General features: G+C 70.0%; 10 protein-coding genes and 1 pseudogene. 4 read left to right on the top strand and 7 right to left on the bottom strand.

Annotation, left to right across the window (positions count from 1 at the left end; genetic code table 11):
* Nucleotides 1-292 precede the first annotated feature (292 nt).
* Nucleotides 293-775: a hypothetical protein gene (locus tag NRY95_07160; protein UYC17723.1), complete on the top strand. Its 483-nt coding sequence runs from the start codon at nt 293-295 to the stop codon at nt 773-775.
* 171 nt (nt 776-946) lie between these two features.
* Here NRY95_07160 and NRY95_07155 read toward each other — a convergent pair whose 3' ends face one another.
* The 6 genes from NRY95_07155 to NRY95_07130 form a co-directional block, all read right to left on the bottom strand.
* Nucleotides 947-3,184, bottom strand: a complete 2,238-nt coding sequence (locus NRY95_07155; protein ID UYC17722.1) for a methyl-accepting chemotaxis protein — start codon at nt 3,182-3,184, stop codon at nt 947-949.
* A 502-nt stretch (nt 3,185-3,686) separates the two neighbouring features.
* Entirely contained in the window at nt 3,687-4,751 is a 1,065-nt protein-coding gene (locus NRY95_07150) for a polysaccharide lyase family 1 protein (GenBank protein UYC17721.1), read from the bottom strand.
* A 762-nt stretch (nt 4,752-5,513) separates the two neighbouring features.
* Complete coding sequence (locus NRY95_07145; GenBank protein UYC17720.1) at nt 5,514-7,517, bottom strand: M1 family metallopeptidase; 2,004 nt, start codon at nt 7,515-7,517, stop codon at nt 5,514-5,516.
* A 148-nt stretch (nt 7,518-7,665) separates the two neighbouring features.
* A complete protein-coding gene (locus NRY95_07140) occupies nt 7,666-8,613 on the bottom strand; it encodes an aspartate carbamoyltransferase catalytic subunit (GenBank protein ID UYC17719.1) in 948 nt (315 codons plus the stop codon).
* 19 nt (nt 8,614-8,632) lie between these two features.
* Nucleotides 8,633-9,130, bottom strand: a complete 498-nt coding sequence (gene ruvX, locus NRY95_07135; protein ID UYC17718.1) for a Holliday junction resolvase RuvX — start codon at nt 9,128-9,130, stop codon at nt 8,633-8,635.
* Nucleotides 9,123-9,689, bottom strand: coding sequence for a YqgE/AlgH family protein (locus NRY95_07130; GenBank protein UYC17717.1), 567 nt, complete (start codon nt 9,687-9,689; stop codon nt 9,123-9,125). Before NRY95_07130 ends, ruvX begins: the two co-directional genes overlap by 8 nt.
* Before the next feature lie 106 nt (nt 9,690-9,795).
* On the opposite strand from NRY95_07130, the gene NRY95_07125 reads away from it, so the two are divergent.
* The 3 genes and pseudogenes from NRY95_07125 (at nt 9,796) to NRY95_07115 (ending at nt 13,395) form a co-directional block, all read left to right on the top strand.
* Complete coding sequence (locus NRY95_07125) at nt 9,796-11,604, top strand: DUF4153 domain-containing protein (protein UYC17716.1); 1,809 nt, start codon at nt 9,796-9,798, stop codon at nt 11,602-11,604.
* A gap of 15 nt (nt 11,605-11,619) precedes the next feature.
* The gene (locus NRY95_07120) at nt 11,620-12,159 is read left to right on the top strand and encodes a DNA-3-methyladenine glycosylase I (protein ID UYC17715.1); all 540 of its coding nucleotides are present in this window, start codon (nt 11,620-11,622) and stop codon (nt 12,157-12,159) included.
* 95 nt (nt 12,160-12,254) lie between these two features.
* Nucleotides 12,255-13,395, top strand: a pseudogene (locus NRY95_07115) (hypothetical protein).
* A 181-nt stretch (nt 13,396-13,576) separates the two neighbouring features.
* Here NRY95_07115 and NRY95_07110 read toward each other — a convergent pair.
* Nucleotides 13,577-14,692 (bottom strand): FAD-dependent oxidoreductase, encoded by a 1,116-nt coding sequence (locus NRY95_07110; protein UYC17714.1) that lies wholly within the window; start codon nt 14,690-14,692, stop codon nt 13,577-13,579.
* Nucleotides 14,693-14,696: the final 4 nt, after the last annotated feature.

Below are 14,696 nucleotides of genomic sequence, written 5' to 3'. Positions count from 1 at the left end.
CGGAGATGCAAAACATGCGCATTTCGCCATGCATGACGCATGTCATTGATTTTCCATATTGACAGCGATACTAACGTCAGAAATACTGAACAAAGCGTCGAGTCGGAAGCGTCGCCCGACGACCGCCGTATCGCCCTCGAGGGCGCTGCGCCGGTCGCCTGGTACGGCTCCGCCCGCACGCGTGATGGCAGGCCAGGAGATGACCTGCACCGAGCGACCTGGCCGGAAAGGACCACGGCTGCCGCCCGGCCCATGCGCAACGGTCCGCTGCATCAAGACAAGGAGAGACACCATGAGCAAACCCCTGTTGACCCTGGCCGTTCTGGCCGTCGCATTCACCGCGGCGCAGACCCAAGCCGCCGGGCAGAAGCTGCAACCCAACGACGCGATCCAAGGCATGGGCGAACGCCTCCCGGCCGGCAAGAAGAACGTCAGCCTGTCGCCGCTGTTCAAGGTCTACACGTTCGAGAAGTCAGGGCTGACCTTCGCCCAGATCAATTCGTCCAAGGACGAGGTGATCACGGTGCTCGCGATCACCCCGGGCGCCGAATCGCGCCTGCCGATCGGCTTGGCCGCCGAAGAGCAACTGATCGCCGTCAACGACGAGAAGGACCGCCCGCTCGGCATGGTCACCGCCGCCGCGAGCTGCCCGTGCAGCGCCACCGTGGTCTACCAGGACGCCAACCAGATGATCGTCGTGGTCTACGGATCCAACGGCGAGTACATCACCTCGTACGTGCTACCGCGCACAAAGGCGCCGACCGCGCCTCAGTGACCGGCCACACCTGCAGCAGCGCCGCGGCCGGTGAAGGCCGCGGCGTTTTCGTTGCTGAAGTCGCCATCGCAGGACGAGGTCGCCCGCGGGCAATGCCGGACGCCGCGCCGCCGTATCCGCCGTATCCGCCACAGCGTGCAACCACTGTGGCGAACCCCGGCAATGCGCCGATCAGAACTCCTGCCAGTCCTTGTCCGTGGCCACTGCGGCGACGGACTGCAGGCGGCGTGCAGCGGCCGGTGCCGGCGCCGGACGGGTGGCACTCTTCGGCTTCGGCGCCAGCGCCCGGGTCGGCTGGCGCGCCGGCGCTGCGCCGTCTTCCAGCTTGAACAGGGCCACCGCCTGCGCCAGTTCGGTCGCCTGCTGCTCCATCGACCGCGCCGCGGCGCTGGCCTCTTCCACCAGGGCCGCATTCTGCTGCGTGCTCTCGTCCATCTGGGTCACGGTCTGGTTGACCTGCTCGATGCCGGCCGACTGCTCCTGCGAGGCCGAGGAAATCTCGGCCATGATGTCGGTGACGCGCTGCACCGAGGACACGATCTCGCTCATGGTCTGGCCGGCCTGGCGCACCAGCGTCGAACCGTTGGCGACCTGGCCGACCGAGTCGTCGATCAGGCTCTTGATCTCCTTGGCCGCGCCGGCCGAGCGCTGGGCCAGCGTCCGCACCTCGCTGGCGACGACGGCGAAACCGCGGCCCTGCTCGCCGGCGCGCGCCGCCTCCACCGCGGCGTTGAGCGCCAGGATGTTGGTCTGGAACGCGATGCCGTCGATGACGCTGATGATGTCGGCGATCTTCTTCGAGGACGCCTCGATCCCGCTCATCGTGGTCACCACCTGGCCGACCACGTCGCCGCCTTCGGAGGCGACCGCGGCCGCACCGACCGCGAGCTGGTTGGCCTGGCGCGCATGGTCGGCATTTTGCTTGACCGTGGAGGTCAGCTCTTCCATCGACGCGGCGGTTTCTTCAAGGCTCGCCGCCTGCTGCTCGGTGCGCCGCGACAGGTCGTCGTTGCCGGCGGCGATCTCGCTGGCCGCGGCGTTGATCGACACCGCCGAGTGCTTGATCCGGCCGACGATTTCCGACAGCTGGTGCGCCGTGGCATTGGCGTCGTCGCGCATCTGCGCGAACACGCCGCGGAACTCGCCGTGCATGCGCGCGGTCAGGTCGCCGTTGGCGATGGATTGCAGCAACGCCGACAAGGACTGCAGATTGCCGTCGGCGGTGGTCATCAGCTGGTTGAGGCTCTCGACCATGACCCGGAAATCGAACTGGAAACGCTCGGCATCGCCGCGCGCGCTGAAGTCGCCGTCGGCGGCGGACTGCGCCAGCTGCCTGATCTGGCCGTTCATCGCCAACAGGTTGCCCTTCACTTCGTCCATGGTCTGGGTCAGCACCGCTTTTTCGCCGGGCAGGCGGTCCATGTCCTGGCTGAGGTCGCCGATCGCATAGCGGCCCATGATCTGCGTAAGCTTCAGCTTGACCTCGATATGCGAGCCGACCACGGCATTGGTTTCCGCGGCCATGCGCCCGTAATCGCCCGGGAACGCGGAAGCATCCATGCGGAAGCTGATCTGGCCCGCTTCGTGGCGCCTGGCCATGTCCAATTGCGCCGCGATCAGATTGCGCAGCTGCAGTTGCATGCGTTGCATCGCGGTCAACAGCCGGCCGGTCTCGTCCTTGGCGTCGGTCTGGACGTCATTGTCCAACTGGCCGCGTGCGATCGCTTGGGCGGTGCGCGTGGCGCGGTTCAGCGGCGCGGTCAGGCTGCGGGTGATCAGCCAGGCCAGCACGCTGCTGATCAGGATCACGATGACGCCGCCGGTGATCAGCATGACGCGCCCGCGACTCATCGCGGCATTGGCCTCCACATAGGCGGCCGTGCCGAGCTTGCGCTGCCGCTCGGAATAGTTGGCGACGGCATCCTGCCAGCGCTGGGTGGCCGGCGCGGCGTGCTTGAGCAGCACGGCAAGCGCTTCGTCGGGCTTGTAGTTCATGCCCAGATCCAACACTTTCTGATTGAGTGCGCTGGCGTTCTGATAGGCCAGATCGATCTGCCCGCGCATCTGTGCGGCGGCAGGCCCGGTCACCGGTATCGCATAGAGTTGGTCATGGACCTTTTCGTAGCGCTTGCGCTGCTGCTCGACGATCCTGGCGAAACCGATGTTCTCCTCCTGCGTGGTGGGCAGAACGATGTTGCGCAGGTTGATCGCGATGATCGAGCTGGCGTCGCGCATTTCATTGGCGTACCCCAGGATCATGTTGCGCTTGGCGATGTTTTCCATCTCGTTGCGCGATTGCGCCATGGTGACCAGCCCGGCAACCACTAGGCCGCAGGACAGCAGGATGAGCAGGCCGAACGCGGAAGAAAGACGCGCGCCGACGTTGTAGCGCTGGAGAAATCCGATCATGGGGCAATTACCGATGCAGTGTGAATGAAATGAGGGATAGGCAACGGCCGGCACTCGCGTGAACCACACGCATGCCGGCGACCGCATCGAAACGGCGGATGGCAGCGAGAGAGCGCCTTCCTGGAACGATTCGCTGCGCATCACGCTCATGCCGATGCTTGGGCGTGGTAACGGCGACCGCTGCCGATTCTTGACCGTGCAAAGACGCCTTTATGTTGAACACACTCAGACACGTGAGGAATGCGTGCAGACCCGCCGCAGGAGCCGCCGGCGCGGGCCCCAATCGATGAAATCGGCGTGAAAATTCACGCATTGCGCGCGCGTGCGCAGCGGCCACCCGGCGCCGGTCCGCAGGTGGTGGCCAGTGCCTGCGCAGCGTCCGCCCGGACGATGCCGCGAACCAGCTGCACAGCACGCACCTGCCATCGGCACGCTCTGGCGGCGGCGCCTCCGGATCGGATGGAGGCGGCTGCGGTTGCGTTCGCTCACGCCACGACGGCGCCTACTCGGCGAGGTTGCTGCCCGCCCCGGCCGTGGCGATGACCTTGGCCTTGATCTGCGCCGCCGGGATCGCGGTGTAGAGGTAGCCCAGCGGCTGCGGGAACACCTGCGAGGAGACCCAGGTGGTGGCGTTGGCGTAGGGTTTGCTGGTATTTTCCGGCACGCTCCAGGTGATGCCGTTGCCCACATGGTTGTTGATCAGGTCCCAGTAGCCGATTTCGCTGCTGTCGCGCGAGGTGACCGGGTTCTTCACGTTCTCGAAGTAGTTGGCTTCGATCAGCGCCACCCCGCCCATGCGCACGTTGATGCCGGAAGTAATCACGTTGTTGAAGTAGTTGTTGTAGATGTGGCTCAGGCCGCGGCGTTGCAGCGGCAGCCGCGATTCGACGTTCTCGAAGCGGTTGTGATGGTAGGTGGTGCGCGCGGCGGCATTCTTGGCGTCGTTGTCGCTGTAGCCGTTGAGCGCGACCTTCTGGTAGTCGTGCACGTAGTTGTACGACACGGTGACGTGGTGCACGCCCTTCTTCATGTCGATGCCGCCATCGAAGGACGCGTCGCCTGCGCCCGAACACTTGGTCAACGAGGCGAACACCGTGTTGTGGTCGACCCAGATGTTGGATGGCTCGCCGGTGGAATTGCCCTCCAGCGAGATCGAATCGGCGTCCTCGCCGCCGGGCAGCAGGCCGATGGTCATGTTGCGGATGATGATGTTGTGCGCATCGCCCACCACCCACAGGCCGAAGTTCGCCGAGGAACCGTTGGCGCCCTTGATGGTGATATTGCTCTTGTTCTTGATCTGCACGGTCCGGGCCGGCAATTGCCACTGTGCGCAGACGTTGCCGATGCTGGCGAAGTTGAACTGGCCGGTGTAGTTCAGCACCAGGCCGCCGCTTCCGGAATAGTTGTCGATCGCGGTCTGCATCGCCTCCATCGTGGCGACGTTGATCGGGATCGCGTTGCCGCCGCCGGTGGTGGCGGCGCCGTAGCCGACCGGGCCGGCGACGGCCGGCGATGCGCAGAAAACCAGGGCAAGCGCGAGCGCGCCCTTGAGCGGCTGGATGTTCATCGGACTCTCCCATCTTGCAGCGATAAATGCCTGGCGCCCTGCGCAGACGCGATGGGCGATGGCACGGGGCGTGGGGGCCGGACGCAGTCTTCGCCGGGCCTGGCGCAGGCGCAATCGGTCGAATCGGGAAGCTAGACCCGCACCTACGATCGCGCCGCAAGACATGCGAAACAGACACGAACGGACAGATGGAGACAGACAACGACAGACGAAGACAGGCGCCTGCGCTGCGCTCGCGCGCATCGCCGGATGCGCACGGAAAACGACGAAGAGCTGCGCAGCGGCGGCCTCTGCGCCCGGCCCGGCGACGCATGCGCAGCATGGCGGCATCGCAATGGAGACAATCGCGCGTCATTGCTGCGCCTGCGCCCCTGCGCACGATGTTGCGCTTGCAGCATCGACGAGCGCACGCAGCGCCGGCCGGCCACCGCCCCCCGGCAACGCAAGCACCAGCGAAAAACGCTATGGATCGACAGCCGGCGGCGCGATCCTGCCGTGCTCGCGCAGCGCCCACGGCCGGCGTCTCTGCGCGGTGCCGAGCGGCGTGGCGGCACGGCTGTTGTGCGGGCGCGCAGTGTAGAGAATCCACCTGGGCAGGCCGGGCAGACGCACGTCGGCGTCTGCGCCGCGCCCTTGGTCGAAACGCGACAGGCTGGACCCGGAACAGAGGCGATTTCAGGGCATGCGACGCAGCACGATCGCCGCGCTGGCGTAGCGGCGCGAGCGGCATGCAGCCGCCAGGCGCCGCTCAGCCCGCTCGGCTCAGCCCACCGTGTCGAGCCGGTTGTCGCCCCGATCGGCATCGGGCAGGCGGTGGTCCGGGTCCAGGGTCACGTGCAGCACCTTCTGCGTGCTCGGCACGCGGATCTGCGGCTGGGTCTGCTGGATCCAGGTTTCCACCGGCACGCGCTGGTCGAGGTGGCTGCCGTCGGCGAAGTCGATGCGCAAGGTCGCCGGCATCACCAGCTTCTGCCTGCTCTGCAAGGTCACCAGCAGGCCCTTGGCCGGGTCGTGCTCGACATAGCTGGCCGCACGCACGCCCATGTCCAGCTGCCAGTTGTTGAGGTACCAGCCGCGCCACCACCACGCCAGGTCCTCGCCGGACTCGCTTTCCATCAGCCGGAAGAAATCCGAGGGAGTCGGATGCCTGTACGCCCAGGTGGCGATGTACTTGCGGAATGCCGGATCGAAGCGCGCCGGGCCGAGGATCTGTTCGCGCAGCAGCACCAGGCCCAGCGCGCCCTTGAAGTAGGTCAGCGGATGCCGGTAGGTCTCGCTGGTGGCGTCGGCGCGGTCGAGCAGGTTCGGCGCCTGCGCATCGGCCAGCAGCGGCAGGATCTCGTCGACCGGGTTGCCGCCCTTCGGCGCGTACTCGCTGTCGCGCTTGGGCGCGAATTCGCCGTGGTTGACCGCGTCGGAGGCGTAGACGTCGATGAAGGTGTTGAAGCCTTCGTCCATGAACGCGTAGCGGCGTTCGTTGGAGCCGACGATCATCGGGAACCAGCCGTGGCCCAGCTCGTGCGCGGTGATCCAGAACAGGTCCTTGCCGCCGTCGTGCATGTCGTCGAAGACGATGCCCGGGTACTCCATGCCGGCGCCATGGCCGCCGAGGTTCACCGCGACCGGCCACGGATACGGATACCACTGCGAGAAGTGCTCGATCGACGCCTTGACGAACTCGGTGGAGCGGTCCCACTTGTCGGCGCCGACGCCTTCGCGCGGATACACCGACATCGCCAGCGCATGCTTGCCTTCCGGCAGGTTGATGCGCGCCGCGTCCCAGACGAACGCCGGCGAGGCGGCGAAGGCCACGTCGCGGGTATGCGCCATGTGGAAGCGCCAGGTCTGGGTGCCGCTGGCGGTGGGCCGGCTGGCCGCATCGCCGATTTCGGCGGCGCTGCGGATCGCCACGGTGCGGTCGCTGGCCGCGGCCTGGGCCAGGCGCTGGCGCTGCGCGGCGGTGAGCACCTGCGCCGGGTTCACCAGCTCGCCGGACCCGGCGACCAGGTAGTTCCACGGCACCGTCACCGCGTAGTCGAAGTCGCCGTATTCCAGGTAGAACTCCGCGCCCAGGTAGGGCTGCGTGTCCCAGCCGCGCTGGTCGTCGTACACCGACATGCGCGGATACCACTGCGCGATCTCGTAGATGTCGCCGTCGCCGGTCGGGGTGATCGCGGTGCGCCCGCCCCAGGTGCCGGGCACCGTGTAGGCGTAGTCGATATGCAGCTTCAGCGCCTTGCCGGCACCGGCCAGCGGCTGCGGCAGGTCCACGCGCATGCGCGTGTCGTCGACCAGGAAGTTGGCCGGCACGCGCTTGCCGCCCTGCTCCACTTCCACCTTGGCGATGCGGTAGCCGTCGGTGGCCGGCGCCGGCGGACGCCCCTCGCGCGCCGGGCGCACGCCGCGGGCGCGCGCGTCGGCGCGGTAGATGTTCTGGTCCAGCTGCAGCCACAGCACGTCCAGCGTGTCCGGGCTGCGGTTGCTGTAGGTGATGGTTTCCTGGCCGCTGAGCGTGTGCGTGGCCGGATCGATGCTGGCGTGCAGGTCGTAGTCGGCACGGTTCTGCCAGTACAGCGGCCCGGGCACGCCGGCGCCGCTGCGATAGGCGGTGGCCGGCTGCGGCAGTTGCAAGGGCGCGAACAGGGCCAGTGGGTCATAGCCGCTGGCGGGGGCTGCAGCGGCCGGCGCGGCGGCAGCGGCCTGGGCGAAGCCGACGAGGGAAACGCAAGCCGCGGCGAAACCGGCGCGGCGCAAGGCATGGATCATGTGGGGCGTCCGTGGGGAGGATCGCCCCCGATGGTAGGCCGAAACGGCGTGGCGCGGATGTGCCGATAAGCCATCTGCATCACCGAGGTCCCCTGTGGGAGCGACTGAAGTCGCTCCCACAAGGTCCAGCGCGGTCACCCGCCCCCGCTCAGCCCAACAACGTCTCCAGCACCGCCATGCGCACCGCCACGCCGTTGGCGACCTGGCGCAGGATGCACGACTGCGCGCCGTCGGCGACTTCGTCGGTGATCTCCACGCCGCGGTTGACCGGGCCCGGGTGCAGCACCACCGCGCCCGGCGCGGCGCGGCGCAGGCGCTCGGCGGTGAGGCCGTACTGCGCGTGGTAGCCCTGCAGCGAGGCCACCAGGCCTTCCTCCATGCGCTCGCGCTGCAGGCGCAGCATCATCACCGCGTCCACGCCGTCGAGCATGGCGTCGAAGTCGTCGCCGACCACGCAGCCGTCCAGGGTGCCGTCGTCGGGCAGCAGCGCCTGCGGGCCGCACACGCGCACTTCGCCGGCGCCGAGCGTGCGCAGCGCATGCAGGTCCGAACGCGCCACGCGCGAGTGCCTGACGTCGCCGACGATGACCAGCTTGAGCCTGGAAAAATCGCCGCCCTTGGCGTGGCGCAGGGTCAGCATGTCGAGCAGGCCCTGGGTGGGATGCGCGCTGCGGCCGTCGCCGGCGTTGATCAGCGCGGTGCCCTCGCCGGCCGCCTCGGCCAGGCGCTCGACCGCGCCGTCCTCGGGATGGCGCACGACGAAGCCGCGTACGCCCATCGCTTCCAGGTTCTTCAGCGTGTCGCGCGCGGTCTCGCCCTTGCGCGTGGACGAGGTCGAGGCGTCGAAGTTCAGCACGTCCGCGCCGAGCCGCTGCGCGGCCAGCTGGAACGAGCTGCGGGTGCGCGTGGACGGCTCGAAGAACAGCGTGCACACCGCGGTGCCGGCCAGCACGCTGCGCTTGCCGACCCGGCCCACCGCCGCGTCGCGGATCTGCCCGGCGCGGTCCAGCAATTGCAGCAAGGTCGCGCGCGGCAGGCCTTCCAGGGTCAGCAGGTGGCGCAGGCGCCCGTTCGAATCGAGTTGCGGGTCAGTCATGGCGGGTCCGGGCAGGGAATCAGGAAATGGGGGTGGCGTCGTCGGGCGCGGCCAGCCAGCGCTCGATGATCACCGCGGCGGCGACCGCGTCCAGCGCGGCGGCGTCGCGGCGGCGCTTGCGCCCGGCGGCGCGGTCCACGGCGAAGCGCTTGGCCGCTTCGACCGAACTGGAACGCTCGTCGACCAGCACCACCGGCAGCTTGTAACGGGCGCCGAGTTCGCGGGCGAAGGCGTGCGCGCGCTTGCGGTTGAGTTGGTCGGCGCCTTCCAGGGTCAGCGGGTCGCCGACCACCAGGCCGTGCGGGCGCCATTCGGCGTGCAGGCGGTCCAGCGCCGGCCAGTCCGGCCCCTGCGCATGCACGTCGACCACCGCCAGCGCGCGCGCGCCGCTGCCGAAGCTGCTGCCCACGGCCACGCCGATGCGGCGGTTGCCGACGTCGAAGCCGAGCACGGTGCCGTCGCGGCGGATCGTGCCGGCAGTGGCGGTGTCCGCAGCGGGTGCGCCGGGCTCAGGCATGCCCGCTGTAGTCGGTGAGGCGGAACAGGTCCACGCCGATGCGGCCGGCCGCGGTCTGCCAGCGCCGTTCCAGCGGCAGCTCGAACAGCAGTTCGGCATCGGCCGGCGCGGTCAGCCAGCTGTTCTCGCCCAGCTCGTATTCGAGCTGGCCGGCGCCCCAGCCGGCGCAGCCCAGCGCGACCACCGCGTTGCGCGGACCGTCGCCGCGCGCCATCGCTTCGAGCACGTCGCGCGAGGTGGTCAGGAACAGGCCGTCGCCGAACGCCAGGCTCGAATCCCAGGCGCGCTCGCCGTCGTGGATCACGAAGCCGCGTTCCGGATGCACCGGCCCGCCGCTGAGCACCACCTGCTCGCGCAGCGTGTCGTCGATGGTGTCGATGCCCATCTGCGCCAGCACTTCGCCCAGCGTGTATTCGGAGGCGCGGTTGACCAGCACGCCCATCGCGCCGTTGGCGTCGTGCTGGCAGATCAGGGCCACGCCGCGGGCGAAATTGGGATCGGACAGCGCCGGCAGCGCGATCAGCAGTTGGTTGGCCAGGGGGGTAGGCAAAGCGGACATGGCCCCATTCTATCGTCCCTCCCGCGCCGGCGCTGCGCCGGGCCGGGGCGGACTGCCATAATCGCCCCGATCGCGCACCGCCGCGCCGCCAAGGATGCTGTCCCGCATGGAAACCGCCCCCGATCTGCCGCGCCAGACCCGCGCCTTCATCGTTCTGGTGGCGCTGCTGCAGGGCGCGCTGCTGTACCTGGCCCAGCGTGGCGCCGATGCCGGGTGGTGGCCGTTCGCGGCGCTGGGCGGCCGGGTGTGCTGGTACACCCTGGTGCTGACGGTGCCGACGCTGATCCTGCTGTCGGTGCGGCGCCTGGGCGAATTGCGCCTGTGGCAGCACGCGATCGCCCTGGCCTTGCTGGTGGCGGCGCTGTCGGCCTGGGCCGCGTGGAGCGCCACCGGCGCGCCCGGGCTGCGCAGCGAGAAGGTGCTGGTGCCGTTCGGCATGGCCATCGCGCTGGGCATGTTCGTGCTGCTGCCGTGGCTGCAGTGCCGGCTGCAGCATGGCCACTGGCAGGCGCCGTACCGCGAACTGTTCGAACATGCCTGGCAGAACGCGCTGACCCTGGCCCTGGCCTGGCTGTTCGTCGGCATCTGCTGGCTGGTGCTGTGGCTGTGGGGCGCGCTGTTCGCGCTGGTGAAGATCGATTTCTTCCGCGCCCTGTTCGGCCAGACCGCCTTCGTCTATCTCGCCACCGGCCTCATGTTCGGCCTGGGCGTGCTGATCGGCCGCACCCGGCAGCGCGCGGTGCAGGTGATGCGGCAGATCCTGTTCGCGATCTGCACCGGGCTGCTGCCGCTGCTGGCGTTCGTGGCGGTGCTGTTCGCGCTGAGCCTGCCGTTCACCGGCCTGCAGCCGCTGTGGGAAACCCGCGCCGCGGCGAAGATCCTGATCTGCCTGGTGTCGGCCCTGGTGCTGTTCGTCAACGCCGTCTATCAGGACGGCGCCGCCACCCCGCCCTATCCGCAATGGCTGCGACGGCTGATCGACGCCGGCCTGCTGAGCCTGCCGCTGTACGCGCTGCTGGCGCTGTACGCGCTGTGGCTGCGCATCGACCAGTACGGCTGGAGCGCGGACCGCTTCAACGGCGTGCTGGTGGCGGTGGTCGCCTGCGGCTACGCGTTCGGCTACGCGTGGGCGGTGCTGCGCCCGGGCGGGCGCTGGCTGCGGCCGCTGGCGCCGGTCAACCGGGTCATGTCCTGGGCGGTGATCGCGCTGGCGCTGGCCGCCAGTTCGCCGCTGCTGGACCGGTACCGCATCGTGGTCGGCAACCAGTTGCAGCGCTTCGCCGATGGCCGCACCGCGGCCGCGGACGTGGACCTGTACTACCTGCGCTTCGACAGCGGCCGCCGCGGCTACCAGGCGGCGCAGTCGCTACGCGATGCGCCCGGCTTCGCCGAGGACCCGGCGCAGCGCGAACGGCTGCAACGCATCCTGCAGCGCACGCAGCGCTGGGGCGGCGACGACGACGCCAGCGGCGAGAAGCGCGCGCCGGAGCGCATTGCCGCTCCGGCCGAACTGCGCCAGCACATCCCGCTCGCCGCCGGCAGCGCCGATCCCGGCGATGGCTGGTGGCAGGCGCTGCTCGCCGGCACCCTGCACGACGGCGGCTGTCGCCAGCGCGAGGACCACTGCGTGCTGCTGGTGCGCGACCTGGACGGCGACGGCAGCAGCGAAGCGCTGCTGTGCAACGACACCGACAACTTCGGCATGGAATGCCGCATCCACGCACACAACCAGGACCGCTGGCAGGACGTGGCGCGCGTGCATTTCTCGCCCAGCTCGCCCGATCGCGCGGATGCGCCGTTCGACGCGCTGCGCGCCGGCAAGCTGCAACTGGCGCCGCGGCGCTGGCCAGACCTGACCTTGCCGGATGCGCAGCGCGCCGAAGTCTCCCCCGAAACCAGCGCCCAGGACGACTGACGGAGTGCGCCCGACATGACCAGCTATTGCGACATCGCCCCCGGCCACGCGCTGCATGGGCCCTACCACGACGACGAATACGGCGTCCCGCAACGCGCCGAACCCGAGCTGTTCGAACGGCTGGTATTGGAGATCAACCAGGCCGGGCTGAGCTGGGAACTGATGCTGAAGAAACGCGCCGGCTTCCGCGCCGCCTACGCCGATTTCGATGTGGATACGGTCGCCGGCTATGGCGAGGCCGACGTGCTGCGCCTGCTCGCCGATCCGGGCATCGTCCGCAACCGGCTCAAGGTGCACGCGGCGATCCACAACGCGCAGGTGCTCCAGGGCCTGCGCGCCTCGCACGGCGGTTTCGCCGCCTGGCTGGACGCGCACCATCCGCGCGCCAAGGCCGAGTGGATCAAGCTGTTCAAGCGCACTTTCCGCTTCACCGGCGGCGAGATCACCGGCGAGTTCCTGATGAGCCTGGGCTACCTGCGCGGCGCGCACCGCGAGGATTGCCCGGCCTTCGCGCGCATCGCGCGGCTGGATCCGGCGTGGATGCGCGGCGCGTGAACCATGCCGCGGCGCGTGCCGCGCCTGCGCCTGTCGCCGAAGCCGCACCGCGGTGGACGCCACGGACACGGCCGACACCGTTGGCGGTGGCCGCGCTGCTTGCGCTGGCCGCCGGCAGCGCGGCGCAAGCGCGTGCGGCCGACACCGGGACGTCGACGCTGCCGCAGGTGCTGGAACGGCTGCGCCGCGAGATCGAGGCGGTGCCGGCCACCGACCCCAGCCCGATCGACACGGTACTGCAGCGGCATGTGGACAGCACTGGCCTGAGCTTCGACATCGCCACGACGAACGCGGACGGCAGCGCCGCGGCGGCGCCTGCGCAACCGGCCGGGGTCAGCGCTGCCGAGTGGCAGGCGTTGCGCAAGTACCGGGGCGCCGCCGACAGCGTGCAGGACGACCTCGCCGGGAACGGCAGCCACCACTCCCCCCTGTTCGACCTGGACGAAGACGGCCAACGCGATCTGCTGGACAGCGCCTATGTCGGCGGTACCGGCCTGTTCACCGAAATCGCGGTGCGCCGGCGCGACGCCGCGCACGGCTTCCTGGCGCCGCCCGGCGACGCGCCGGGCAGCGAGCCGGTGGCGGGTGTGTTCAGCATCAACGGCCGCGGCGGCGACCAGGCGCTGTATTGGTTGCGCATCGACGGCCGCAGCTATGCGGCGTATCGCGACGGCGACTACTTCCAGGACACGCTGGCCCTGTCGCGCCCGCTGTCGCCACTGGCCGACGAGCGCAGCAGCGCGCGCGTGCTGCAGGTGCGCTATCGCTATCGGCACACGCTGGCGCCGCTGCCGCAGGACCCGGTGCAGGCCGCGCCCGAGGACCGGGACGCCGCGCGCTGGCTGGCGCGGCGCCCGCAGCTGCGCGCGGTCGCGGACCGGCAACTGCAACGACTCGGTTTCGATGCGCGGGGGCGGCAAACGCAGCCCGGATCCGAACGCGCGCTGCCCGGTTCCGGCCGAGGTCGGCGACCCCGAGGAGCGCGTGCAATGGCCATGGCACGACGCCGGCCACTACACCTTCGACTACGTCGCCGATCTGCGCCTGCGGCACGGATCGGACTGCTACAGCGCCAGCCTCGTCGCCTTCCGCAGCCGCGACCTGACCTCCTACGCCGCCTGCTGCGCGCTGTGGCTGTACGCCGCGCCCGGCCGCCAGGCGGCGACCTTGCCGCTGCTGTCCCGGCGCGCGCGCGCCAGCGTCGCGTTGATCGCGGCGACGCCGCCCGCGCAATGAGCATGGGCGACTGACCGAACCGGCGGCACGGCGGCAGCGGCGACCGACACCGCCTTGGCGCGGCATGCACGGTACCAGCATGCAGGCGCCGGCATGGTCGGCGCATGCGCCTGCGCATCATCGGTATTTCCGGCTGGCGCTCCCCTCGCCAACGCATGTCCAGCGTTGCTGTACGGCCGGATCAAGCCGCCAGCCGCGCCTGCCAGAACGGCGCTTGCGCCCAGCGCCGTTCGCGCGCGTACACCGCCCCGCGCTCGCGCAGATAGGCACGGAAGCGCGCGAACACCCCGTCCTGGTAGGCCGCCAGCGGCGCCGCGCCGCCGCCCTGCAGCCGCGCCGCCAGCGCGTGCGCCGCCGCCTCGCCGTCCTGCAGCGCCTTGACGATGCCGTGCGCGGTCAGCGGGTCGTAGGCGCTGGCCGCGTCGCCCACCGCCAGCCAATCCTCGCCGACCACGCGGCTGAGGATCGCCGACGGCCCCAGTGCGGCGATCAAGCCGCCGGCATCGGGCAACGCCGCACCGCTGCGCGCCAACCAGCGCGCGACGTGCCGGGTCTGCTGCGCCGCCGCCAGCCACGCTGCCGTGTGCAGGAAATGCCGCTGCCGACGCGGCTCCAGCGCCAGGGCCAGCATCATGCGTCCACCCGGCAGCTTCGCCGCGTACCACCAGCCATCGCGGCAGGCCTCCAGCAAGGCCTGCGATGGGATCGCATCCGCGCGTTCCAGCGCGAAGACGCCGGCGACGAACGCCAGGCAGTCCACCTCGTTGCGCGCCACGCCCAGCCGCCGCACCGCCGCAGCGGCGATGCCGCTGGCATCCACCAGGAATCCGGCACGCAAGCGCCGCGCAACGCCATCTTCGCCATGCAGTTCCAGGACATGGCCGCCGTCCGCGTCGCGGCCGATCGCGCCCAGGCGCAGCCCGCGCAACAGCGTGCCGCCCTGCGCCGGAACCGCCGCCGCCAGCATCGCGTCGAAGGCGGCGCGATCCACGTGCCAGCCCTTGCCCTGGCCGGCGACGATGAAGTCGTTGTAGCCCAGTTCCGGCTTGCCCCAACTGGCGCAACTGCCAGCCGACGCCAGCGGCCGCTGCGCCAGGAACGCGTCCCACACGCCCAGGCGCTGCAGCGCCGCGCCGGCCGTCGGCGCCAGCGCCTCGCCCAGCCGCCAGCCCGCGGCGCGGCCCATGTCGACCACGACGACATCCTCGACGCCACGCGCGGCCAGTGCCAGTGCGGTGGCGCATCCGGCCGCGCCGCCGCCGACGATCGCCACGGCATGGCGATCGTTCGCGGCCATCGCG

Source organism: Xanthomonas campestris pv. phormiicola (genome assembly GCA_025666215.1).
Lineage (GTDB): Bacteria > Pseudomonadota > Gammaproteobacteria > Xanthomonadales > Xanthomonadaceae > Xanthomonas_A > Xanthomonas_A campestris_A.
This window is presented reverse-complemented; position numbering and strand designations above follow the sequence as displayed.

Excerpts from the sequence above, each read along its gene's own strand:
- NRY95_07155 (UYC17722.1), bottom strand. The coding sequence starts at position 3,184 with ATGATCGGATTTCTCCAGCGCTACAACGTCGGCGCGCGTCTTTCTTCC.
- NRY95_07120 (UYC17715.1), top strand. The coding sequence starts at position 11,620 with ATGACCAGCTATTGCGACATCGCCCCCGGCCACGCGCTGCATGGGCCC.
- NRY95_07145 (UYC17720.1), bottom strand. The coding sequence starts at position 7,517 with ATGATCCATGCCTTGCGCCGCGCCGGTTTCGCCGCGGCTTGCGTTTCC.
- NRY95_07125 (UYC17716.1), top strand. The coding sequence starts at position 9,796 with ATGGAAACCGCCCCCGATCTGCCGCGCCAGACCCGCGCCTTCATCGTT.
- NRY95_07130 (UYC17717.1), bottom strand. The coding sequence starts at position 9,689 with ATGTCCGCTTTGCCTACCCCCCTGGCCAACCAACTGCTGATCGCGCTG.
- NRY95_07140 (UYC17719.1), bottom strand. The coding sequence starts at position 8,613 with ATGACTGACCCGCAACTCGATTCGAACGGGCGCCTGCGCCACCTGCTG.
- NRY95_07150 (UYC17721.1), bottom strand. The coding sequence starts at position 4,751 with ATGAACATCCAGCCGCTCAAGGGCGCGCTCGCGCTTGCCCTGGTTTTC.
- ruvX (UYC17718.1), bottom strand. The coding sequence starts at position 9,130 with ATGCCTGAGCCCGGCGCACCCGCTGCGGACACCGCCACTGCCGGCACG.
- NRY95_07110 (UYC17714.1), bottom strand. The coding sequence starts at position 14,692 with ATGGCCGCGAACGATCGCCATGCCGTGGCGATCGTCGGCGGCGGCGCG.
- NRY95_07160 (UYC17723.1), top strand. The coding sequence starts at position 293 with ATGAGCAAACCCCTGTTGACCCTGGCCGTTCTGGCCGTCGCATTCACC.